This window comes from Sporanaerobacter sp. PP17-6a (genome assembly GCF_900095615.1).
GTDB classification, from domain to species: domain Bacteria; phylum Bacillota; class Clostridia; order Tissierellales; family Acidilutibacteraceae; genus Acidilutibacter; species Acidilutibacter cellobiosedens.
Map to the genome: position 1 here is coordinate 17,286 of NZ_FMIF01000032.1, position 22,425 is coordinate 39,710.

Sequence of the window (22,425 nt, forward strand, 5' to 3'; positions counted from 1 at the left end):
TACTTAATTACCACAAATTAATATAAAAATATTAGGAGGTAAAATATGTTTAAAACGGATATAGAAAATAGGATTATAAAAGCAGGTGTTATGGCAATTGTCAGAGTGGAAAATGTTGAAAGGGGTCAAGAAATAGCTGAAGGCTGTCTTGAGGGCGGAATAGATGTTTTGGAAATCAGTTACACTTTACCCAATGCAGGAGATGTAATCAAATTTTTGAATGAAAAATTTGGCGATAAACTGCTTATAGGTGCAGGTACGGTTTTAGACGGCCTAACTGCAAGATTAGCCATACTGTCCGGAGCGAAATTTATCATCGCACCGAACTTCAGTAGAGAAGTTGTCCATGTATGTAACAGATATCAAATTCCATATGCTCCAGGTTGTGCCACAGTTACGGAAATGACAGAAGTACTGGAAGCCGGTGCTTCATTTATAAAAGCCTTTCCGATTTCAAACTTCTACGGACCATCACTTGTATCTGTTATAAAAACTCCACTCCCTCACATGCCCATACTCGCATCCGGTGGAATAAACCTGGACAATCTAAGTACATGGATAAAAAACGGAGTGGATTGTGTGGGAATCGGCGGACTTTTAACAAAAGGCAGCAAACAGGAAATTGCTTTAAATGCAAAAAAGATTCGTAAAATCATCGATACTACCAGAAGCATGTAAGACATGTTTATATTTAAATAGTAATTAATAAGAATATACATGACAAGGGTCGGATATTTCTTGTCATGTATATTCTTTATAATATTTATTTTATCTTCCCATAATATTTTTAAAATCCTGCATATCATAAAATTATGTAATAATATATAAGAAAACAATAAAATATTGTATAATATTATTATACAATATTTTAAAAACGGAGGGTAAATATGGAAAACTTAAAGATTGATGATTTCACAAAATACAAATTTCTATCAAAAATTAAATATTCCCCCAACGGAAAATATGGAGGATTTGTAGTCAGCAGAATGGATGTGGAAGAAAATAAATATCTTTCAAACATATGGATCTATAATACAGATACTAAAAAACTACTCCAATTGACTTCTCTTGATGAAGAAAAAGACTTTATTTGGCTGGACGACTCAAATATTTTATTCCCCGAGATTAGAAACCAGAAGGACAAAGAAAGAGTTCAAGAAGGAGAAAAGTTTACAAATTATTATAAAATAAATATTCACGGAGGAGAAGCTACTTTTGCTTTTAGAATTCCACTACGTGTTACCGAAATCAAAAAAATTGATAATAACAATTTTATACTTACAGCCATATACGATAATTACAAACCCGATTTAACCAATATAAAAGAAGATGAAAAAGAGGCCGCCTTAAAAAAGATTAAGGAAGAAAAGGATTATGAGATATTAGATGAAATCCCTTTCTGGAGTAACGGAAGCGGGTTTACCAACAAAAAAAGGAATAGGCTATACTTATACAATTCAAAAGAAAACAAGGTTATTCCTATTACCGACAAGTACTCGAATGTAGAATTGTTTAGTTTAAATAAGGATAAATCAAAAGCAGTTATTATTATAAATACTTTCAAGGATAAAATGCCTCTCACTTCAAATATGTACTTATATAATACAGCAGATAACACTTTGGAAAAAATAATCCGTGAAGAATCTTTCAGTTACTCTTATGCAGAATTTGTGGGAGAAAAAATTATATTTGCAGGAAGTGACATGAAAGATTACGGATTAAATCAAAACCATCAATTTTATATCATGGATTTATCTTCGGGAAATATTAAAAATATATCTCCGGATTTTGATATCAGTACTTGGCAGTCAGTAGGTTCGGACTGCAGATATGGAGAAAGTGACACATTTAAAGTTGACGGAAATTATCTTTATTTTGAAACCACAGAATGGAATTCGTCTTATATAAACAGAATAGATGAAAACGGACATATCGAAAAAATAACTAAGGAAAAAGGTTCCGTTGACGGCTTCGACGTTCACGAGAAAAATATATTATTTGTGGGAATGAGAAATATAAAGCTTCAAGAACTGTATCTATTGAAAGATGGGAAAGAAGAACAAATAACATTTTTTAATGAATGGGTTTCAGAATCCAAAAAAATATCCCTCCCCGAAAGGATTACTTTTGAGACCGAACCAGGAATTATCATAGAGGGCTGGATATTAAAGCCTGTGGATTTTGACCCTAATAAAAAATATCCCGCAATATTGGATATTCACGGAGGTCCCAAGACAGTTTACGGAGAAGTCTTTTATCATGAAATGCAGTATTGGGCAAACGAAGGATATGCGGTAATATTCTGCAACCCCCGTGGAAGCGACGGAAGAGGAAACGAATTTTCAGACATACGAGAAAAATATGGGACAATAGATTATGATGATTTGATGAAATTTACAGACATCATGCTAAAGACTTATTCTTTTATTGACAAAAACAGGTTGGGAGTAACAGGAGGTTCCTACGGAGGGTTCATGACCAATTGGATTATAGGACATACCGACAGATTTGCGGCTGCAGCAAGTCAAAGAAGTATTTCCAATTGGATATCAGACTTTGGAACTACGGATATAGGATATTATTTTACAGACAATGAACTTGGCGGAACCCCTTGGAATAATTATGAAAAATTATGGTTTCATTCTCCGCTGAAATATGCCGATAAAGCAAAAACTCCTACTTTATTTATTCATTCCGAGGAAGATTACAGATGCTGGTTAGCTGAAGGCCTGCAGATGTTCTCTGCTTTAAAATACCACGGAGTAGAATCAAGGCTGTGCATGTTCAGGGGAGAAAACCATGAACTCAGCAGAAGCGGAAAGCCTAAGCACAGAATCAGAAGGTTAAAAGAAATTACTGATTGGATGAACAAATATTTAAAATAGCAATTTAAAATATATATATAATGAAGCTGCTCTATTTCAATATAAATAAAGCAGCTTCATTGTTAAATGTCATATGTTCTAAATGTTAAGCTAATTTTCTTCGATTTTAATTCTTTTGCCTTCCGAAAAAAGAGCAGCTTCACACACCTTCATTACTCTCAGAGCAAATTCTAAAGAACCACGTTCAGGGACTTTTTTCTCCAGTATGCAATCACAAAAATATTTCATCTCACCATATATTCCTTGTATAAATAAAGCTTTATTTTCAAGGGTCGAAAGGCAATTCTGAGGTTCCCATAAAATCGCCCCGTAATCTTCTCCTTCACTTATAAAACTTTCCGTATGTCCGTAATCAAATGGTATCCCCCGATTAAAAATTACCCTTGTGGTATTGTCTATTTTAACATTCCAACTGTTACCGTATATATTATACATTTCATTAGGCTGGGGTCCCGTTGCTAAATGGAGATTTCCTATAATTCCATTTTCAAATTCTATTATACAAATACCGCTGTTTTTACCAACATGAGATGTAACATAAGATACCTTCCCTCCTACTGCTAACATAAAGGAAAGCGGATGGCAACTGTTTTTATGCCATTTAGTATATTCTTTATTCTTTAATATATCTTTACCATTATCAGGCAATTTAACAGGGTATACAGCAAGAATAGAATCAGGTACACCGTATTTTGGATTATTAACAATTTCTATTGCCTTATCCGTAGCTGGCATGAAAGCCTTTTTAAATCCTGCTACCGCAACTAAGCTGCCTCTGTCTTTAATCATTTGAAGAATCTGTTCCGAGTTTTCTGCAGGAGGTTTTTCTACAAAAACATTTACTCCTGCTGCGAATGCCTGAGCTGCAATATGAGGCTGTACACTTGCCGGAGTACAAATAAATACAGCATCCAATTTTTCATTTTCAAACATTTTCTGAGAGTCCATGTAATGACGACATCCATATTGCCGAGCAGTATTAACAAGTATTTCCTCATTTGAACGGTTGCATACAGCGCATAACTCAACAGGAAGATAATTAAGGGCAGGTAAAAGATTCCTATAAGCATGAGACCCAATCCCCACCATTGCGACTTTCAACTTTTGTTTATATTCTCTTTGGTACATCATATAATGTTCCTCCTCAAATTTATATATTTATATCCTGTTATGTTCAAACAAATTATTGTTCTTTTCTATACCAAATTATAATTCTTTATATTCACTAATTAAATCTTCCTTAAAACCAGTATAATTATGTAATTAGTTTCTTATATATCCCTTTCAATACTTTTTTCCTTAAAATATATAAAAAGTCTAAAAACAGATAAAGCAAAAAATACATACTTCCGCAAGAAAACATATAATAAAAAAATAACTCTTGATAATTGCATATAAATTCATATATTTTATGATATAATAAATATATATTATATCATTTAAAAGGTAGTGATGAAATGAATACTGCTAAAAAAATATTATTAAAACTTATAGATGAAATCCCTGAAAATCAAATACATGAAGTAATAGATTTCATATAATATTTAAAAATAAAAAATGAGAGAAATGCGTATAAAGAATTAGAAGAAGCAAGTAAAAGCAGTATGGATTTTTGGAATAACGATATAGATGATGAGGTATGGAATAAGGAAATTTAAAGGTGGATTCATGCATAAGAGTCGATAGAATTTATAATTTATCTCAAAATATTGTCATTAAAAAATTTGGCGAAGTTATTGATGAAATTATGAATAAGGTAAAAAATAAAATCGATGAGTTAATAAAATAACAAAAAATCAGGAGAAAATTTTCTCCTGATTTTTTCCTTATGGATTATAAAATTTTATATTCTCCCTCATCATCTTTTCTTCCCAAACTTCCTTAAGCAGTGCCAGATCATCCCTATAGTCGGTTTTGGTCTCATCTTCACTATATTTAAGAGTATCAATTATACTAATATTAAATCTATCTTCACCGTACCTGTTCCAATCCTCCTGCAGTTCTTTATTGGGATGAACTTTCGCATTAAGTTTGAAAACAGTGCTGTTTATTCTGCCTTTTAAATTTGGGGAGGATTCCATGTAATATTTATTATTGACAGTACATTTAACTGCAAATATCCCCATTTCCGGCTTCATCTGCTTATATAATTCTTTAAGTTCCTTTTTCCTATCCATTTGACTAATACCCCATCTCCTTCAATATCCCTGACAGTGTCTTTAATCTCTCTCCGATAAGTTCATCATCATTACTGAGAGCTTGCCTGAAAAGCTTAATATCCTCATCAATTTTTTCATTATCCACACATACCGATACCGTCATGGCATCTCCCTGAAGTCCCACTCTGTCAATAACAGGATTTTTATCATCATATAATTTGGGATATCTATAAGCCTCTCTGAAATAAAGTTCTGTTCTGCATACAAGTATTGCAAGGTCAAGTACCCGATGAAGAGGAAGTTCCTCAGACTGCCTTGACCATTTTTCTCCCGTATATCTCCATACTTTAGCGGATATATCCACTTTTCCTCTGTCGTTCCATTGAGCCAAGCCTAATGAAATTCCCTTGGCATCGCTATTATAAGCATACCTGCCGTCAACATTTTCATAGTTCTCCGATATAATAACAGGTTTATGTTTTAAAGTTGTTGGTATTTTCATAATCTGCCTCCATATAATTAATTAGTAAATTAGTAAATTAGTAGTTTAGTAATTTACTAATTAATTATATATTAAACATTATGATGTGTCAATAAAAAAGACATCCGTATAAATCTTAGTTTTTCATTCGATAACATCAATATCCATCTCCTTTCTAAGGAAATCTATAGGACTATATATTTTAGTTTCTACAATTATATCTTTCACTCATAATAGCTTGCAATGGACTTTCCATTTTGCTATAGTATATAAGGGATAAAGACTGCCTGTATTGGTTGTATAAAGAGGGTATTATATCAAATGAAGATGCAAAGCATAGACAAAAAAGGCAATAAAAAATATAAATGGCAGATGTCGGAGTCCATTATAGTCGGAATTCTTCTTGCCTTTTCCGGCGGCTATATGGACGCCTACACATATATTTTCAGGGATCATGTTTTTGCAAATGCACAAACCGGCAATATCATCCTTTTAGGGATACATATCTTTGACGGAAATTATGTGGAATCCGTCCGATATTTATTTCCGATTATGTCCTTTACTGCCGGAGTATTTATCGCTCAAATGCTGTGCCTCAATTTTAAAAACTGCAAAAAGCCTCACTGGAGGCAGTTATCGGTTATTATAGAAATTATAATTATGACGGCGGTAACCTTCATGAACAGTTCCATGAACCTTTTGGCAAACAGCATGATTTCACTTGCATGTGGTATTCAGGTTCAAAGTTTTAGGAAAATACACAACAATTCTCTGGCTACCACTATGTGTATAGGAAATCTTCGTACTGCCACAGATCTGCTTTGCAGCTCTGTCTACAAAAAAGACAAGAGTTTGCTTTATAAGAGCTTTTTTTATTACGGTTTTATATTTGTATTTACGCTTGGTGCGGTTTTAGGAAAACACTGGGTTTCAATTCTTGGGCAAAAGGCCATCTTAGTCAGTGCGGTAATTCTATGTATAGTGTTTGTCTGCATGTTTATTGAGGAAGAGGAATTTAAAAAAAGGAAGTAGTAACACCGCATTGTTACCACTTCCCTTTAATTGCCGAAATAATATATTGTTCCAACTCTATAGGCTGTAATTTACAATCAAATTCTCATCTTTTACTCTGAAAGTAAAGGATTCGGTTATAAAGAATTTTACCTTCTCATTAGTGTGAGATTGATACCCTATGGAAAAATCTCTTCCTATAGTCAATTCCAAATCCTCATGATTGAAAGGCAACAAAATTGCTCCGTTCAATACATGGCTATAAACGATTTTACCTCCGATTAATTTTTCAATCTTTTTATACAATGGGTAGGAAGATTCTTCCGAGATAATTCTTCTATAAGCTTTTTCCCCTACTACTAAGGCAAAAGGCCCCTCTTCAAATTTTTCTCTCAATGTTATTAATCCTTTGGCAATTCCGTCCATAATACCTTCCGAACTTTCTCCAAAAGGAATAGTCGGATTTTGTGAAGATTTAATTAATCCTACTATTGAATCTTCTTCCAGTCCACTATATACTGCTCTATCTTCAAATAAGGCAATATTCTTAACAGCATCTTCCAAGGGCTTATAATCTATATCTTCTGCTCCTCTTAGAATATTATCAAGTTCCCATCTGTCCATTTCGAATTCGACTCTTGACTCCGTCAAGGGTAAAACTTTATAAGAACTGTAAGATACATTATCCTTGCTTTCAATTTTACCTAATCTGCCTTCTGTTAACACATTATAATCAAGGCCTTTAGGCCCGTTTACTCTGACCACTTTTCTCGCCGACAGATAAGCTTTAAAAACTTTTTTCGCTCTTTCGTCAATTTCCTTCCAAGCTTCCTTGCTTACCGGTGCAATTTCTCTGTATAGCATAATATCCCTCCTTATTTTAAATCTCCTATGTCAAGTTGAGACTCTGAATCAGCTTCACCTTTTCCTTCCAAGTCTACAACAGAGCCATCTTTGAACAAATAAGTTCTAAGTTCTTCATCCCATCCGGACATATTTCTCCTCAACCATTCTAATGTCATACATGCATGTTCAATTTCTTCGTCTCTGTTATGAGCCATTATACTTTTCAATTCGGCATCCTGAGATACGGCTACCCTTTGATTATACCAATCAACTGCCTCAATTTCTTCCTTCAAGCTGTTGAGTGCTCTCACTATATTTCTGTCCTTTTCACTTATCAATTCTACCGGTTCATGATATTCACTCATATACAATCCCTCCCATATTTTTTATCATCCTTTAATTTATTACCCTTCTTAAATTCCATTAAACACAGGATATTTTAATTTGTACACTTTCATTTAATCCTTATACCGTTTTTAGTGAATTGAATCTTCTTCTCTTTCAGTAATTTCCCTACAGATTTCTTAAAAGCAGTTTTGCTCATATGCAACTCTTTTTTTATATCTTCCGGAGAACTTTCATCATTAAGTGATAGTACTCCCTGGTTATCTTCCAACCTTTTTAAAACTTTCTCTGCATCTTCTTCTATTTGAATATGGGGTGTTTCTTTAATGGTCAAATCCAATTTTCCATTCTCTTTTACCTTTATAATTCTTACATCAACTTCATCCCCTGCTCTATATACTCCATAAAGTTCTCTCATAGGAATCAGTCCGTCATATTTATTATCCACTGCCACGAATGCTCCTATATCTTCATTGATACTATATATCATTCCCTTAACTCTGTCATTTTCTTTATATGGAGGGTCATTCTGAAGAAAATCCTTGATTTTCATAGTAGCACACAGCCTATCGCTTTTATCTATGTATACACCTACAAGATACTTTTTTCCTTTTTGCACTTTATAAATCTGCTCTCTAAAAGGAAGAAATAAATCCTTTTCAAGTCCCCAATCTAAAAAAGCCCCAATTTTAGTTATTTCCACTACCCTCAGAAAACCTATTTCGCCTAAGGCAATTTTCGGTTTTGACGTAGTAGCTATCATCCTGTCCTCCGAATCCCTGTATATAAAAACTTCTATTTCATCCCCTACTTTTGCTTCCTTAGGAATTTGTCTTTTCGGGAGTAAAACGTCCGACTTATTTTCATCACTGCTTCCCTTCACATTTAGATATACTCCTACGGATGTATATCTTTTAATCTCCAATTTTTGAATTTTACCTAATTCTATCATCACACACCATCCTCCATCTTTTCGTCTATTAGTTATTATATCATAGCTTTATGTAACAGATATCAAAATTCAATATTTATTAAACTTTCTTTTCAATCAAGTGTTTCCAATATCTTACCGGCATATGATTTTTCTGGGCTTTAAGGTTTACCCTTGACTTTATTGAAGCACTTACATAATACTCCTTCCACAGCTCTTGGTATTTTTTTTCTTCTTTTAAAAATTCAAATGGCCTTTCCAAAGACAAATCCGTTATAACCCACTCTTTCTTATTATATACAACAGCTTCACTTCTCTTTAAATCATGAATAATCCAATATTCATCGGAAAGTCTTTCTACAAAATGGGAAGCCAGCAATCCCACAATATCATTATCCGGCTCTATCTGAGCATAGTATACCCCATTATTGGTACATTCAAAACGTACCAGTCCAACGAACAGCTGAACTTCTCTTGTTACTCTTCTACATATTTTATAGACTGAAAGAACGATGTCGTCAGATAAATTTAAATTCACATTTTTCCCAATCTTCCAACCTTTCCTTAAATATTTATATATAACCGTATCCTTATCCTTCGTTTCAGATAAAAATACATAAAAACAATTTTTAAGAGCATCCTCCGATATTTTTGTCCTGATAGACTCATAAACTTTTGCCGCTTTGTTCCCATCCGTATTTATGTACACCTTATCAACAAACATACTTTCTTGCAATTCAACTCTTGAAATTATCCTGTCGGGAATTTCTTTTCTGTAATAGGAATCATATATAGCCGTCAAAAGTCCTTCAAAACTGCCGTCATAGAAATAACAAAGCATTATACTTCCTCCCCTATTACCTTTATATTGTTTTCAGGTAAGATAATACTGGGATAGACGGAAAACATGGAAAGCTGCTCTCCTACAATATTGGAGCTTTTTTTATCCTCATATATCAGACTGTTTCGTATTGCAGACTCATCCATATTTTTTATACCATAATATTTCCCATTGCAGGTTATAAAATACCTTGCTCTCTTCATTACGATTCCTAATTTTCTTAAATCATCAAAATTTAAAGGACAGAACCTTCTTGCCGCTACTATCTTTCGAGCTGATTTTACTCCTATTCCCGGAACCCTTAAAAGGGTGTTATAGTCTACTCTGTTAATTTCTACAGGGAAAAATTCTAAATTTTTTAATGCCCAGTTACATTTAGGATCAAGAGCCAAATCAAAATCCGGCTTTTCTTCATTAAGTATTTCAGAAGCATGAAAACCATAAAATCTTAACAGCCAATCAGCCTGATAAAGCCTGTGTTCTCTTATTAAAGGAGGAGAAGACACGGCTGGAAGATTCGGATGATGTGTTACCGGAACATAAGCGGAATAATACACTCTTTTCAGCTTGAATTCATTATATAAAGCCTCGGAAAGTCTCAGTATTTTCAAGTCGTTATCCGGTGTAGCCCCTACTATAAGCTGTGTAGTCTGACCTGCAGGTACAAATTTTTGAGAAAATCTGAACTTTTTCTTTTCTTCCGAATATTGTTCCATTCTGTAATTAATAAAATTCATGGGAGTTAATATGGACTCCTTTTTCTTTTGAGGAGCCAATAACTTCAATCCTTTTTCCGATGGCAATTCTATATTTACACTCATTCTGTCTGCATACATTCCTGCTTTTTCTATTAAATCGTTATCCGCTCCCGGTATGGTTTTAAGATGAATATATCCGTTAAATCCATAATTTTCTCTTAATTTTCTCGCTATATCGGTTAAAAGTTCCATCGTATAATTAGGACTTTTTAAAACTGCCGAACTTAAAAAAAGCCCTTCTATGTAATTTCTTTTATAAAAATTTATTGTCAAATCCGCCACTTCATCCGGTGTAAAACTTGCTCTGGGAATATCGTTGGAACGCCTGTTTATACAATATGCGCAATCGTATATGCAGCAGTTGCTCATAAGGATCTTGAGCAAAGATATACATCTTCCGTCATCAGTCCAGCTGTGACATATTCCATACATACTTGTACTGCCGAATCCTCCCTTTTTACTTGTTCTCCTGCTTCCGCTTGAGGAACAGGATACATCATATTTGGCAGCAGCCGATAAAATTTTCAGTTTATCCGATATTTCCATAATATCACTCCGAAATTTTAATTTTCCTATTCGTTATAAATATAATAACATAGAACATATGTTCGTGTAAATATATATTCTATGTTATTTTAATTATTTATTCTTTTTCTTTCTAAAAAATATAAGAATTAAAATCAGTGCTAATATGTTAAGCCCGGCGCAAGTTCCGATTGCAATATTCAATGAAAAATCCGATGCTTTTCCCACCGCTAAATTTGAAATGCTTCCTATTATATCTCCTACCATGGCATAGGATGATAAAAAGGTTGCCCTGTTAGCTACAGTAATACTCCTGTTCTGTATGGTGTTCGACAGAGGCTGGGTAACTGCAAAAGCTCCTTCTATGATGAATATCATCAGTACAACTAAAATTCCGTTTTTTAAATAAATCAAAAATATATTTGCACCTATTATCATAGAAATTAAGACTATATATAACTTTTTGGTTCCGACTTTTTCATTTAATTTATAAGCTCTTGCGGATAACAAGCAGGCAATCTGCATGAATGCAGTCAGAAAACCGAAGTATTTCATATCAATACTGCTTCTTAAATATATGGGCTGATTTAGATAAACGCATATGGAATGGGTACTTTCGGAGATTAAAGCCATGGATATTAAAAATATGATTATATTTTTGTTTTTCTTTAAGACTTTAATATTATCAGTCAGACTGATTCTTTGGGACTCAACATGATGAGAACTGTCTTTAAGAAAAAAAGAAATGAAAAAAGCTGCCCCGTAAGGAATGATAGTTAATAGTGCAGTTAAATCCATAGAATATTTCACTATAATGGAATTAAGAAAAGAAGCCGCTAAAAAACCGCCGGCAGAAGAAGCATTATATAAACTGAAGGCCCTGTTGCTGTCCATTTCATCTACGGAAGTATAGATAAGAGCTGAATCACAGCCTGATATCCCCGATATGGCCAAAGCCAAAATAATCCTTTCAAATAAAAATCCGTCAAAAGAATGAGCAGAATAAAATACTATTTTAGATAGGAAAAACAAGAAAAAGGATATAATCAAAGTCCACCTGTAGCCGATTCTGTCGGCAATATATCCCCAAGGAATTTCAAATATAAATAAAAGTATTACATAAACCGTTTCTATTACAAATATATCGTTTAAAGATAGCCCTCTGTTCTGTCTGAACAAAGTAGATATAGGACCATAAAAAACCAATCCTTGCAAAAAAGCTATAATGCAAAGAATATGGATATTCTTATTTTTATTCAATTTCAACACCTCCGTTAATTGCATGACAAAAAAACCTGTTTTTCAGGAAAATTATTTTTATTCACATAAAAAAACTCATACAATTAATGTGGAAGTGCAGCCATCGTCAGACTCTCCTTAAATGAAAATTAATTTATCATATGAATAATTATATCATAAAGTTAGATTTATTAAATAAGATTAATTTTTTAATATTTTTTATGAAGGATAAGATTGAAATGTGTTGAATAATAGCCTGTATTTTCTATGTCATATTCGGTTTGTTCCAGAGGTGGAACAACAAAGTCAAAATTCTTAAAATAATTTCTGATATCTTGAATATCAACATAAAAATGGGGAACATTCCGTTCCGTATCATCTTCATTACGCAAAATAGTATTTTCATCAATACGTCTATAATTATCTGCATTTTTAAAGGACCAGGTATTTTTCGATATAAGTGTGATAAACAACTCACCATCTGATTTTAAAACGCGCTTAACTTCCTCAAGAGATTTTAAAAAGCCCAATGTATCCGTATGATATATCACATTGTAATCTATTATACAATCAAAGCTGTCATCATTGAAAGGAAGATTTAACATGTCACATGTTTCTGTTTTAATATTCAATTTTTCTTTCTCTGCCCAATCGTTGAGATAATTTAGAGCAAATTCTGACAAGTCAACAGCATTTACACTAAACCCCTTTTTAGCAAAATAAATTGAATGTCTGCCAAGCCCACAGCCTAAATCCAAAAATTTGTTAAACCCCTTAGATTTCCATGACTCAGCTAAATAACAGGATTCAATTGAAGGGATCAACCAACCTCCATTTTTATTCTTGCTCCAATCCCAAGGCTTCGACTTTATCATATGTCCTACACCACCTGTATTCCGGTATTCATTATCTCTCTGGCCAATGGATTAGATGGGTTGAAATCAATGGTTCTAAATGGACGAGGCTCAAGCCTATAATCTATTTTTCGTCTTAGCTTCATTAATAGCAAAGTATCTTCTATTATATCTCTACCAAAATCGTCCCCTACTATAGCTATATCTATATCGCTATCTTCCGTATAGGTTCCTTTTGCACAAGAACCATATAAATAAATATATTTTACATCTATTTCTTTTTCTATTAACTTCCCATAATCTACTATTATTTCCTCTACTCTTCGTCTATTATTGAAAGAAGCCATGCTCTCAACTCCTTTATCTTCTTAATATTAGCTGTAGTAAATTTATAATCACATTTTTTATAAAAGCTTTGCTTGTAATCAGGATATCTGGCATTTATGTTAAAAGTTGTAATAATATTTAATGTATCTCTCTGTTCTTCTGTAGTTTCAAGTTTAACTATTTCTGCTAATCTTAATAAATCATGTATTCTATATAAATTTTATTAACAAATAGCTATGATGACTGCTGAAAAATTTTCAAAATGCATATAGAGATGATATAATAAGAAAAAGCTTAAGGAAATTTAGCTATTTACCATTGTAATTTATATAGTGTACCGACATATTCATATTTAATTATACAAACAACCTGATTTTCACGAGTTCCGCATAATATATGTGGGGTATAGAGACGCCAATTTCGTTCTGGCATCTTTTGTTCTAAACTGCCAATTGATTTTAGCGATGTCAGCATTACGGTTATTTTCCCATGTATTTAATTCATTGCGTAATATTTCAATATCATTAATTCTGCGTGATAAGCACCGGCGTGTCATCACGTTAAGTTCTATCTCTGCTATGTTAAGCCAGCTTCCATGTTTTGGGGTATAATGGATTTCAAGCCGTTTTATGATGCGTCTTGCCTCTTCAGGTGGAAAAACTTTATATAAAGATGCTGATTTGTGTGTATTGAGATTGTCCATGATCAAAACTATTTTCTCTGCATCCGGGTACATAATATCTGAGAGATATTTGATTTCTTCTGCCCAATCCCCAGCTGTACGATGTTCTCTTATGCTGACATGGCGGATGCCGCCAAGAGGTTCTGTAAAAACAAATATACTGCAAGTTCCGTTACGGACGTATTCAGAATCAATTTTACAGTCATCTCCGCAACGCATTGGCAATGATTCTCGTGACTCTAAGAGTTGGCAAGGCTTTTCATCCATGCATACAACAGGGCGAACCTTATTATAAGGAAGTTCATATATGTCAAGTATATCTTCCATGCATGCTACAAAATCGGCATCTTCTTTTGGAGGAATGCACCTGTAGTCGTTTTTGTGAGGTCTAAGTTTGTTTTTTTTAAAGTTCGTCTTATTGCTTCTCTACTAACGGGCGTTTCCAAGATAACTTTTAATTTTTCTTCTAAAAGTCTTATCGTCCAACGGCTATGCCCTTCAGGAACAGGCCCACAGGCAAGTTCAATAATTAGTGCTTCTGCTCTGCCATCTGCCAACCTGCGCGCATTGTCGGAATTTATGCTTTGCTTAAGAGTAATTACATTTTCAATACCACCATTGGAGTAAGCACATACTACATTTTGTATTGTTGCCATACATACACCGTTTGACTTTGCACTTTGTATATGGGTTAAAATTTTCCCATGTGATTCATCAAGATCAAGTAAAATCTGACATCTGCTCCGTACTGTTTTGGATGTATCTTTCTTACGGAGTAAGGATTTCAATTTCTTTACTTCATTATCCGTTAAATTAATTCTGTGTATTTTAGGTCTTGCCATAGATATCACCGCCGTTTCTTTTGTTTTTTATTGTACCATTTAACGGAAAAAAAGATACTCTTATTTAATTAAGCATCATCATGTCAGTACACTAGGTAAATATGCCCTGTAAAAGTTTTCCGATAAAAACTTAGTAAAAAATCAGTTAATGAATTCTTATTATCATCTGTCTTTAATCCTCTTCCATATTAAAAATTGTATATCTTCTTTAAGCATTTATACTTCGTATATATTTTATTTTGAAATCATTATCTTATATGTTTCAAGCTCAATTAATATATACTAAAGAAATCAGCACAACAATACTATTGCTGATTTCTTCAGTATATATTAATTTTGGTATTCAAATTTGTTTATAATAAAATTTGAACGTGAAAAAACCAAATGTTTGGTTGTATACTTGTAATATCTATAATTTATTTATATGAATTGATTTTTTTAGTAAATAAATCTACCGTATCTTTGTCATCTGACCATCCTTTTTTCCCAAAAAGTAATTCTCCCTTTCCATTCACCACTAAACTTAATGGCACTGCATTCTCTTTTACCTTTTCTTTGAATTCTGATAAATCTATAGAATAATAATCTAATAGTATATTATTTTCATCTATCAAATCATTTATTTTTTTATATTCTCCTATTCCTATCAATATAGGCTCTTTTTTTAAAGTATTATCATCTGCAAACTGGTTTAACATTTTTATTTCCTGTAAACATGGTTTACAAGTTGGAGAGAAAAAAACGATAAAATGGCTATCAGCTTGTCCCTTATCTTTCAATTCTTTTGTTAAAATAATTTTTTCTCCTTTTTTGTTCTTTAAATTTAAATCCATATCTAAACTTGAAATATTAAGATTTTGCTTCGAAGACATCTTTTCCATTGCTTCATCAGCTTTAACCTCATATGAAATTCTTTTCCCTAAATACAGCGCAATAAGAACTGCTCCTATAATAATTACTGTTTTGGTAATTTTCTTTTTCAATTTATGCACCTCCTTTCACTTATTAACATTTTTAGGCATTTGCGAAACTCTACATACATTGGAATCAAGCGATATTTCTAGTGAATATTTATAAATCTCTTTGCTGTTTTTTGGTGTTTTTATACATTCAATCTTTATAATGGCTTAATTTCAATAATCAATTTTTTTAGTTTCGCAATTACCTAATTAACATTTTATTAATTATAAAAAAGATGAAGAATATTAAACATTTAATAAAGTATTACCTTATACCCCTATTTTGGGTTATTAACAATCTCCATAACTTCCTGTGAATTTGCACCAAAGCGTTCGTGATGAAATCAAATCTCCACTATTATCATATCTGTACTCCATCATACAACAATCATATCCTCCAGGTACAGGAATACAAACACACTCTTGTTCTACATATACTTGTGGTTTCATATCATCTTGAGCAAATACCAAAGAACTAAATACAACAAGTAAAGTAAATACTGTTAAAGTCAAAATAATCTTTCTTTTGTTTTTATACATCGCAATCCTTCCTCTCATAGATAAATTTTTTAGTAACATATCGTTTAACATTCTTTATCAAATCAGCTGAGTTTGTTAACGAGTAAATAATGTTAAATTAGTCTCAATAATTTATTCTTTCACTTTCCCTTCCTCATCAAATATCATGACCTCTTTCTTCCCGTCCTTTTCTGCAATCAATCCCAAAAAGTCGGGATTGTATTTTATCCCTCCTCCAAAGGTGGAATAATAATAATATCCTCTGTAAGTAGTAGATATTCCGGTACCGTCCCTAGAATAAAACACCATTATCTTCTTCTCCTCATCTGCATAATTATCAACCAAATAACTGAAAAAATATCTTTCATCTTTTATATCATAGTCAAGGTCCACTATAGATATTTTATTCCCGTGGATCTGTATATCCAGCTTATCGTTAACCTCTTTATAATATCCGTTAATGTCGGGATTGCCTACGATAATAGTCAGATCCGGCATCTCTTTCATATCCAGAGCTTCTTTGTCAGTCACAACCTTACCATTAAATTTTTCAGACTGTTTCTTCATTGACGACTGTTCTATTGATGTTTCTAAAATCATTTCAGCTGCCAATCTCATATCCTTATTCTGCTCTTCATTTCCTTCAGTCCCGTAAACGATATTAGCATCCCCCTTAACGGCTAAGAAATCAAAAGTCATATTAATACTGTAGCCTTTATTTTTTAACTCAATTACTTTATCAGATGCATTTTTAGCCCTCCTCAATTCCACAGGCAAATCCGACAATTTTATATTCTTATTTATATCAGCTTTTGCCTTTTTCTCCTTTACAGCATCTTCTTTAAATATTTGACTTCTCTCTTCCCCTTCTGTTTTAGTTAAAATATCCAAAAACTTCTCCGTATTTAGATTTTTATACTTATATTCCTTATAGATCTCCTGAAGTAATTGTTTGAATTTTTCTTCTCCCATGTCTTCGTTCAATTTGTATAGAACTAAACTTCCCCTCTTGTATACCGTATCCAAATAAGAATTCCATCCGTCAAAATCATTTACCGTTGAAAATACGGATTTGTATTCTTTCAATTTCGATTCGTTGTTTTTTACCTGCTGATTGAATATTTCCTCTCTTCCATTATCTTTAAAGTATTTTGCCGTTAAATATGTGACAAAGGATTCATCAAGCCACGGCTCTTTCTGCTGGTCGTTTCCTATTATTCCGTAAAACCACTGATGTGCCGCTTCATGAACAACCGTTGTTTCAAATATTACACTGTTTTTTAAGTTCTCTTCTTCTTCATAAAGGCCTCTGCCTACGGATAACAATTGGGGATATTCCATACCCGAATTTATCATATTGGTTTCCGCTATGTCCAATTCCTTATATGGATACGGACCTATAAGATTCTCAAAATATTTTAATGCTTTTTCTCCGTATTTGAGGGTTGCTTCTCCTGCCGCTTTATTTTCCGGAAGAAAATAGCTGTTTATCGTGATTTCTCCTGCTTTCTTCTCTTTCTTAACAAATTTATCACTTGATATGATTACAAAATCCCTCACATTTAAAGCTTCCATTTCTACTTTTTTGTATCCCTTTTCTTCTTTATGTTCTCCTGTTTTTATTCCCGTGCTCACTGTTATTTCATCTTCGGGAAGGGTTATATTTACATAATAATTTGCCATGTCGCTGTAGCTCGATTCTCCTATTTTACCGTATTCTCTTGTCTGCCAGTCACTTCCGTCATGTACAGCCAAAATTGGGTACCAATAGGCAAGGCTTGTTATCCCGTCATATACTCCGTAATTGTTATTCGTTTTCGGTATCAAATCTTCAAATTCCATTTCTATTTTTACGGACTCACCTTTTAAAAGCTTTTTTTTGAGTTTGACGGAGAGAATCTGATTGTCGACTTTGAATTCTGCCGCCTCTTCATTTGCTTTTACTTCTTTGATTGTGGTCTTGCCTTCGTTAAATCCTTCAGGATAATGTTCAAGGTCTCCCGACACTTCCGGTACTGTTTTTAAGTCCCTGTAAGCGTTGGCAAACAGATGAAATTTCAGTTCTTCCAAATCTTTTCCTGCTCTGTTTGTATATTCAAGGATTTGATATCCCTTCAGCAGTCTTTTTTCTTTATCATAAGTTGCTTGTATTTTATATGTATTATTTTCAGGAAATTGTGTATCGGATACTTTGGCTTTATTGAAGTAGATAAAAGAAAATGTAACGACAAGACATATTAATATTACAAATACTTTTTTATTACTGTTCATATACTACTTTCCTCCGTATGTTTTAATATTAATAATTTTAAATTTACCCTTTCATATATATAAACAACTGAGGGTACCCTTTTGTTACAACAATTTTGCACAATATAATACATTTTACAAAAAATTTCGGTTATAAAACTAAGCAAATATGCTTTATAATGTCTTTCCAGCAAAAATTTTTTAACAAAAAACCGGCTAATGAATTTTTGTTTACCTTTAACACCCCTTCATGATGAAATTGAAAATAAAATATGGTATATAAACAAGGAGAGAGAGCTATTTACTTATACGAAAACAATAACTTTCTCTCCTTGCTTTGGCTATTACGGATAAAGATTCTTATGTTTATTACTTTAATAAGTTCCGATTTTTTAGCTTCCCATTTAATATCTTCTTTCCTCTGCATAGTCTGACTCTGAAATTTTCGGGGCTTATGTCTAAAGTTTTGCAAATCTCTCTGTCATCAATATTATCAATATACTTCATCCAAAGAATTTTCCCGTATTTTTCATCTAATTGGGAGATACATTCAACAATTTGTTTAACGTTTTCCCGAGATAACAAAAATATCTCCGGCAAAAATTTGTTATCCTCTAAATTATTTTCTTTACTTTCCAAATCCACCGCTTCAAATTTGTTTCGGTGTTTTGCCATATTTTTAGCCGTATTTTTAACTATGGCCGCAGCTAAATTCTTTGAGTTTGTACTGTCTATATCGGAAAACTTGTCCAAATTATCGATTATTTTCATTCCGGCTTCCTCAACCGCCTCTTCTGCCCAATGAAAATCTTGGAGAATATCAAATGCAATTTTAAACATCAGTTTTTTATACTTAAGATAAATCTTTTTTAACTTTTCTTTTTCCTCTTCGGTATTTATACATGTCATTAAAATAAACATTCTCATCCTCCCTTCTTCCAAATATTTATATTTTGTATATATTTTATCATAAAAATAAGGTTATGTATGAATATATTTGTATTCCAAATATTATAACCTTTTAAAAAGGTACCTTTTTGTGACACTTATTCTGAAAAAAATCTTATATTTAAATATGCTATAGTGGAATTAGCAAACGATGAAAAGTCAGGAGTTACCAATGCCTTTGTAGTAACAAAAAAACTTACGGATTACGGCATCTGCAGGCAGAAAACTAAAGTACCTGTTTTAAAAATTCCGGCTTTGCCTCTATTATATTTGCTCGGAAAAATAGAAGCGGACAGAAATAATGATAAGATATAATCAAAATTTTTGCTACAAATGCCAAAAAAGAAGAAAGAAAACGAGGTATGATTATGATCTCATTATCCCATGTCAAACAAAAAGAACCGTCCCCGCTGTTAGGATAGATACACAACAAATAGGATAGGGAGAACCCGTACAGTTCTCCCTAATTTAACTTTTATATTCTACATTAATTTCATCTTCACTAATGACAACAAAAAATTTATTATCAATTATATTGACTCCATTATTTGATATTATTTCTGTTTTATCATCTACAATACCTAAATAAATATTTAATTCTTTATCGTTGACTGTTACCGGATATATTACATAAGCACCCTTATTACCTTTTACGGTATCTGCCTTTGCTATACTAAAATAAGGTGTAATGTTTTTCACTGCATCTTCTTTTGTGTCATATATAATTTCTTTCTTCAATGCATCTTCCGAATCACTTTTAGTGCAACCAATAAATAAACTACTGAATGCACCCCTTTGTTACAATAATTTTGCATAATAATGTTAAATTTTTATTGTGTTCTGTCTTTTATAAAATATAATGATAAATATTATTCATAATAATATTTATCCGCTAAACGAAAATAATTGATGTTTTTCATATAAAAATCTTGATTATGAAATTTTTTTCAACCAATTGTCCCTTATATATTTTACTATTCCAATATCAATTAGAAGATTAATAATAAGATAAATAGTAACTCCTAAAAAGTATTTTTGAATCAATCCAAAAATAAGACAGATGAATATGTATAAAATTTCCATATATATAAATATTAATATTAGTTTTATAAATCTCGGATTTTTTTTAATACTTCCGATTATAGATATCAAAAATACTATTCCTATAAACAGTACCACGTAATTGAAATAAAAATTTATCTCAATATTGCCAAATGTAATATTTGTAGAATTAATTATATTTTTTAAAGAACTATATATATCTTAAACCGGTACAAAACAGTAATATAAACATCAATATTTCCATAAATATCACCTTTTCTGATTAATACAATTTAAAAGAAGACAAAATCAGACCTACAATATTAATTGCAGGATATATGATTAAAATAATTATAATTTTATAATCTACTGAAGTTTTCCCCATTTTTTTGTTTTTCACGGAAACGTATTCTCCCATTTTTTGTGCAAAATAATTTTGGGTATGCTGAATATTTCCTTTGTCGGTTCCTACATTTCCGGCCCTGATGAATTCCCTTGAATCATTTAAAAGTATATATAATATGATTACTACTGAGAAAAAAGTCCATATCATAAAGAACAGTTCCAAATTTTTAACATCCAATAATAAAAAACTGAGAATTTCTATTATTCCGGGAACAATAACTTTATAATACCTTTTCATAATAAGTTTCATCTCCTGACCTTTATTATTCTTTTCCAATATTTTGTATATATCTTATCATATAACCTATATTGTTTCAATATTTAGAATTTATTTCAGCAGATAAAATAACTATTGTCTGACTCTATATATTGATTTTAACAAGATTTTAAATGTAAAAACGACACAAAAGAACCGTCCCCTTGTGCTCTTCCTATGGTTTATAAGAAAATCTTAAGAAATTTATAATAATATATTTAAATATTTCCTCTTGATTTATGTTTAAATAGAGTTATCCTATAAGAAGGAGATGTTTACTATGCCACAAGGATATAGAAGAAGATATAAGAAGAAGTCAAAAATAAAAGGACTTTTAAAGTTTTTATTAATATTAGGAATTGCAGTTTTTGCTTTAAAAATTATACCGGGAAAAATTATGGAAGTTAAGGATAAGCATGAATTTAAGCCGGTGCAGAAATCTACTAAAAAGATTTATATATCCCCGGAAGGAATTCATAGTTCCTATGCAATTTTAGTTGATTTAGAGGATAAAAACATACTGATGGAAAAAAACGCCGATGAAAAAGTCTATCCTGCTTCTATGACGAAGATTATGACTGCAATTGTTGCTATAGAAAATCTGCCGAATACAAATGTTAAGGTTGAACTTTCCCCTTCGGTTTTTCAGAACCTTAGCGGTTCCGATGCGTCAGTAGCAGGATTTCTCCAAGGAGAAAAAGTAAAGGCAATAGATCTGTTATATGGAGCACTGCTTCCCAGCGGGGCGGAATGCTGTATAGGTCTTGCGGATTACATAGCAGGTTCGGAAGAAACTTTTGTTGATATGATGAACAAAAAAGCCGAAAAACTCGGCCTTGACAATACTCATTTTGTAAATACAACGGGTCTTCATGATCAAAACCATTTTACAACAGTTAAAGACATAGCCAGTCTTCTATCCTATGCTCTGGAAAATGAAACTTTTCGTGAAATTTTTACTTCATCTTCCCATTCAACTTCGTCGACAAATAAGCATCCGGACGGTATAACTTTCAAGAGCAACATGTTTAAAGAGCTTGGAGAACAAACTATAAAGGAAGGCAAAATTTTAGGAGGGAAAACAGGTTATACCGATGAAGCTGGTTTATGTCTCGCAAGTCTTGCCGAATCAGATGGGAAAGAATATATTTTGGTTACGGCAGGAGCCGAAGGAAATCATAAAACGGAACAGTATAATATTATAGATGCGGTTACGGTGTATAACAGTTTGGAAAACAATTAACGGCGAGGAAATTAGGCGGATGACTAAGAGAAATATATTTTAACAAAAAATTGACTTAATCTTAGTATTATGCTAAAA

26 protein-coding genes are annotated in these 22,425 nt (G+C 32.3%); 6 read left to right on the plus strand and 20 right to left on the minus strand.

From position 1 onward, the window contains the following. Window positions 1-45 precede the first annotated feature (45 nt). Both PP176A_RS12510 and PP176A_RS12515 read left to right on the plus strand, forming a co-directional pair. Window positions 46-678, plus strand: coding sequence for a ketohydroxyglutarate aldolase (locus tag PP176A_RS12510; protein ID WP_071140823.1), 633 nt, complete (start codon window positions 46-48; stop codon window positions 676-678). A gap of 209 nt (window positions 679-887) precedes the next feature. Further along, window positions 888-2,885: a S9 family peptidase gene (locus PP176A_RS12515; RefSeq protein WP_071140824.1), complete on the plus strand. Its 1,998-nt coding sequence runs from the start codon at window positions 888-890 to the stop codon at window positions 2,883-2,885. Between the two features lie 90 nt (window positions 2,886-2,975). Here the strand turns inward: PP176A_RS12515 and PP176A_RS12520 are convergent, their stop codons facing one another. Continuing rightward, complete coding sequence (locus PP176A_RS12520; RefSeq protein ID WP_071140825.1) at window positions 2,976-4,016, minus strand: Gfo/Idh/MocA family protein; 1,041 nt, start codon at window positions 4,014-4,016, stop codon at window positions 2,976-2,978. 529 nt (window positions 4,017-4,545) lie between these two features. On the opposite strand from PP176A_RS12520, the gene PP176A_RS16640 reads away from it, so the two are divergent. Then, entirely contained in the window at window positions 4,546-4,674 is a 129-nt protein-coding gene (locus PP176A_RS16640; RefSeq protein ID WP_255401683.1) for a hypothetical protein, read from the plus strand. 37 nt (window positions 4,675-4,711) lie between these two features. Here the strand turns inward: PP176A_RS16640 and PP176A_RS12535 are convergent, their stop codons facing one another. After that, a complete protein-coding gene (locus PP176A_RS12535) occupies window positions 4,712-5,062 on the minus strand; it encodes a GIY-YIG nuclease family protein (protein WP_071140826.1) in 351 nt (116 codons plus the stop codon). Between the two features lie 4 nt (window positions 5,063-5,066). Further along, the gene (locus tag PP176A_RS12540; RefSeq protein ID WP_071140827.1) at window positions 5,067-5,546 is read right to left on the minus strand and encodes a DUF6530 family protein; all 480 of its coding nucleotides are present in this window, start codon (window positions 5,544-5,546) and stop codon (window positions 5,067-5,069) included. A gap of 300 nt (window positions 5,547-5,846) precedes the next feature. Between PP176A_RS12540 and PP176A_RS12545 the strand changes: the two genes are divergently transcribed. Continuing rightward, complete coding sequence (locus PP176A_RS12545) at window positions 5,847-6,557, plus strand: YoaK family protein (RefSeq protein ID WP_234958934.1); 711 nt, start codon at window positions 5,847-5,849, stop codon at window positions 6,555-6,557. 57 nt (window positions 6,558-6,614) lie between these two features. Here the strand turns inward: PP176A_RS12545 and PP176A_RS12550 are convergent, their stop codons facing one another. The 15 genes from PP176A_RS12550 to PP176A_RS12615 form a co-directional block, all read right to left on the minus strand. Then, the gene (locus tag PP176A_RS12550; RefSeq protein WP_071140828.1) at window positions 6,615-7,400 is read right to left on the minus strand and encodes a family 1 encapsulin nanocompartment shell protein; all 786 of its coding nucleotides are present in this window, start codon (window positions 7,398-7,400) and stop codon (window positions 6,615-6,617) included. An 11-nt stretch (window positions 7,401-7,411) separates the two neighbouring features. Further along, complete coding sequence (locus PP176A_RS12555; RefSeq protein WP_071140829.1) at window positions 7,412-7,747, minus strand: encapsulin-associated ferritin-like protein; 336 nt, start codon at window positions 7,745-7,747, stop codon at window positions 7,412-7,414. Window positions 7,748-7,836: 89 nt separating this feature from the next. Next, window positions 7,837-8,679 carry a CvfB family protein gene (locus tag PP176A_RS12560; protein ID WP_071140830.1) on the minus strand — a complete coding sequence of 281 codons (843 nt, stop codon included), beginning with the start codon at window positions 8,677-8,679 and terminating at the stop codon, window positions 7,837-7,839. A gap of 79 nt (window positions 8,680-8,758) precedes the next feature. Then, window positions 8,759-9,499: a TIGR03915 family putative DNA repair protein gene (locus PP176A_RS12565; RefSeq protein ID WP_071140831.1), complete on the minus strand. Its 741-nt coding sequence runs from the start codon at window positions 9,497-9,499 to the stop codon at window positions 8,759-8,761. Next, window positions 9,499-10,803 (minus strand): putative DNA modification/repair radical SAM protein, encoded by a 1,305-nt coding sequence (locus tag PP176A_RS12570; protein ID WP_071140832.1) that lies wholly within the window; start codon window positions 10,801-10,803, stop codon window positions 9,499-9,501. The genes PP176A_RS12565 and PP176A_RS12570 overlap by 1 nt, the downstream gene beginning before the upstream one ends. Before the next feature lie 93 nt (window positions 10,804-10,896). Next, on the minus strand, window positions 10,897-12,042 hold the full coding sequence (locus tag PP176A_RS12575; RefSeq protein WP_071140833.1) for an MFS transporter: 1,146 nt from the start codon (window positions 12,040-12,042) through the stop codon (window positions 10,897-10,899). 188 nt (window positions 12,043-12,230) lie between these two features. Beyond that, window positions 12,231-12,896: a class I SAM-dependent methyltransferase gene (locus PP176A_RS12580; RefSeq protein WP_071140834.1), complete on the minus strand. Its 666-nt coding sequence runs from the start codon at window positions 12,894-12,896 to the stop codon at window positions 12,231-12,233. A 5-nt stretch (window positions 12,897-12,901) separates the two neighbouring features. Next, window positions 12,902-13,222 carry a nucleotidyltransferase domain-containing protein gene (locus PP176A_RS12585; RefSeq protein WP_071140835.1) on the minus strand — a complete coding sequence of 107 codons (321 nt, stop codon included), beginning with the start codon at window positions 13,220-13,222 and terminating at the stop codon, window positions 12,902-12,904. Then, window positions 13,192-13,410, minus strand: a complete 219-nt coding sequence (locus tag PP176A_RS16765; protein WP_083381958.1) for a HEPN domain-containing protein — start codon at window positions 13,408-13,410, stop codon at window positions 13,192-13,194. The genes PP176A_RS12585 and PP176A_RS16765 overlap by 31 nt, the downstream gene beginning before the upstream one ends. Window positions 13,411-13,578: 168 nt before the next feature. Further along, the gene (locus tag PP176A_RS12590; RefSeq protein WP_143037693.1) at window positions 13,579-14,247 is read right to left on the minus strand and encodes an IS630 family transposase; all 669 of its coding nucleotides are present in this window, start codon (window positions 14,245-14,247) and stop codon (window positions 13,579-13,581) included. Further along, window positions 14,217-14,726: a helix-turn-helix domain-containing protein gene (locus tag PP176A_RS12595; protein WP_071140837.1), complete on the minus strand. Its 510-nt coding sequence runs from the start codon at window positions 14,724-14,726 to the stop codon at window positions 14,217-14,219. Before PP176A_RS12595 ends, PP176A_RS12590 begins: the two co-directional genes overlap by 31 nt. A gap of 416 nt (window positions 14,727-15,142) precedes the next feature. Further along, window positions 15,143-15,709 (minus strand): TlpA family protein disulfide reductase, encoded by a 567-nt coding sequence (locus PP176A_RS12600; RefSeq protein ID WP_071140838.1) that lies wholly within the window; start codon window positions 15,707-15,709, stop codon window positions 15,143-15,145. A 267-nt stretch (window positions 15,710-15,976) separates the two neighbouring features. After that, window positions 15,977-16,225, minus strand: a complete 249-nt coding sequence (locus PP176A_RS12605; RefSeq protein WP_071140839.1) for a hypothetical protein — start codon at window positions 16,223-16,225, stop codon at window positions 15,977-15,979. A 111-nt stretch (window positions 16,226-16,336) separates the two neighbouring features. Beyond that, the gene (locus PP176A_RS12610) at window positions 16,337-18,475 is read right to left on the minus strand and encodes a M1 family metallopeptidase (protein ID WP_071140840.1); all 2,139 of its coding nucleotides are present in this window, start codon (window positions 18,473-18,475) and stop codon (window positions 16,337-16,339) included. 348 nt (window positions 18,476-18,823) lie between these two features. Beyond that, window positions 18,824-19,375, minus strand: coding sequence for an RNA polymerase sigma factor (locus PP176A_RS12615; RefSeq protein ID WP_071140841.1), 552 nt, complete (start codon window positions 19,373-19,375; stop codon window positions 18,824-18,826). Between the two features lie 162 nt (window positions 19,376-19,537). Between PP176A_RS12615 and PP176A_RS12620 the strand changes: the two genes are divergently transcribed. Then, on the plus strand, window positions 19,538-19,717 hold the full coding sequence (locus tag PP176A_RS12620; protein ID WP_071140842.1) for a hypothetical protein: 180 nt from the start codon (window positions 19,538-19,540) through the stop codon (window positions 19,715-19,717). Between the two features lie 153 nt (window positions 19,718-19,870). Here the strand turns inward: PP176A_RS12620 and PP176A_RS12625 are convergent, their stop codons facing one another. Both PP176A_RS12625 and PP176A_RS12635 read right to left on the minus strand, forming a co-directional pair. Further along, entirely contained in the window at window positions 19,871-20,140 is a 270-nt protein-coding gene (locus PP176A_RS12625) for a hypothetical protein (protein WP_071140843.1), read from the minus strand. 586 nt (window positions 20,141-20,726) lie between these two features. Next, window positions 20,727-21,086 (minus strand): hypothetical protein, encoded by a 360-nt coding sequence (locus PP176A_RS12635; RefSeq protein WP_071140845.1) that lies wholly within the window; start codon window positions 21,084-21,086, stop codon window positions 20,727-20,729. A 298-nt stretch (window positions 21,087-21,384) separates the two neighbouring features. On the opposite strand from PP176A_RS12635, the gene PP176A_RS12640 reads away from it, so the two are divergent. Continuing rightward, the gene (locus PP176A_RS12640) at window positions 21,385-22,347 is read left to right on the plus strand and encodes a D-alanyl-D-alanine carboxypeptidase family protein (protein WP_071140846.1); all 963 of its coding nucleotides are present in this window, start codon (window positions 21,385-21,387) and stop codon (window positions 22,345-22,347) included. Window positions 22,348-22,425 lie beyond the last annotated feature (78 nt).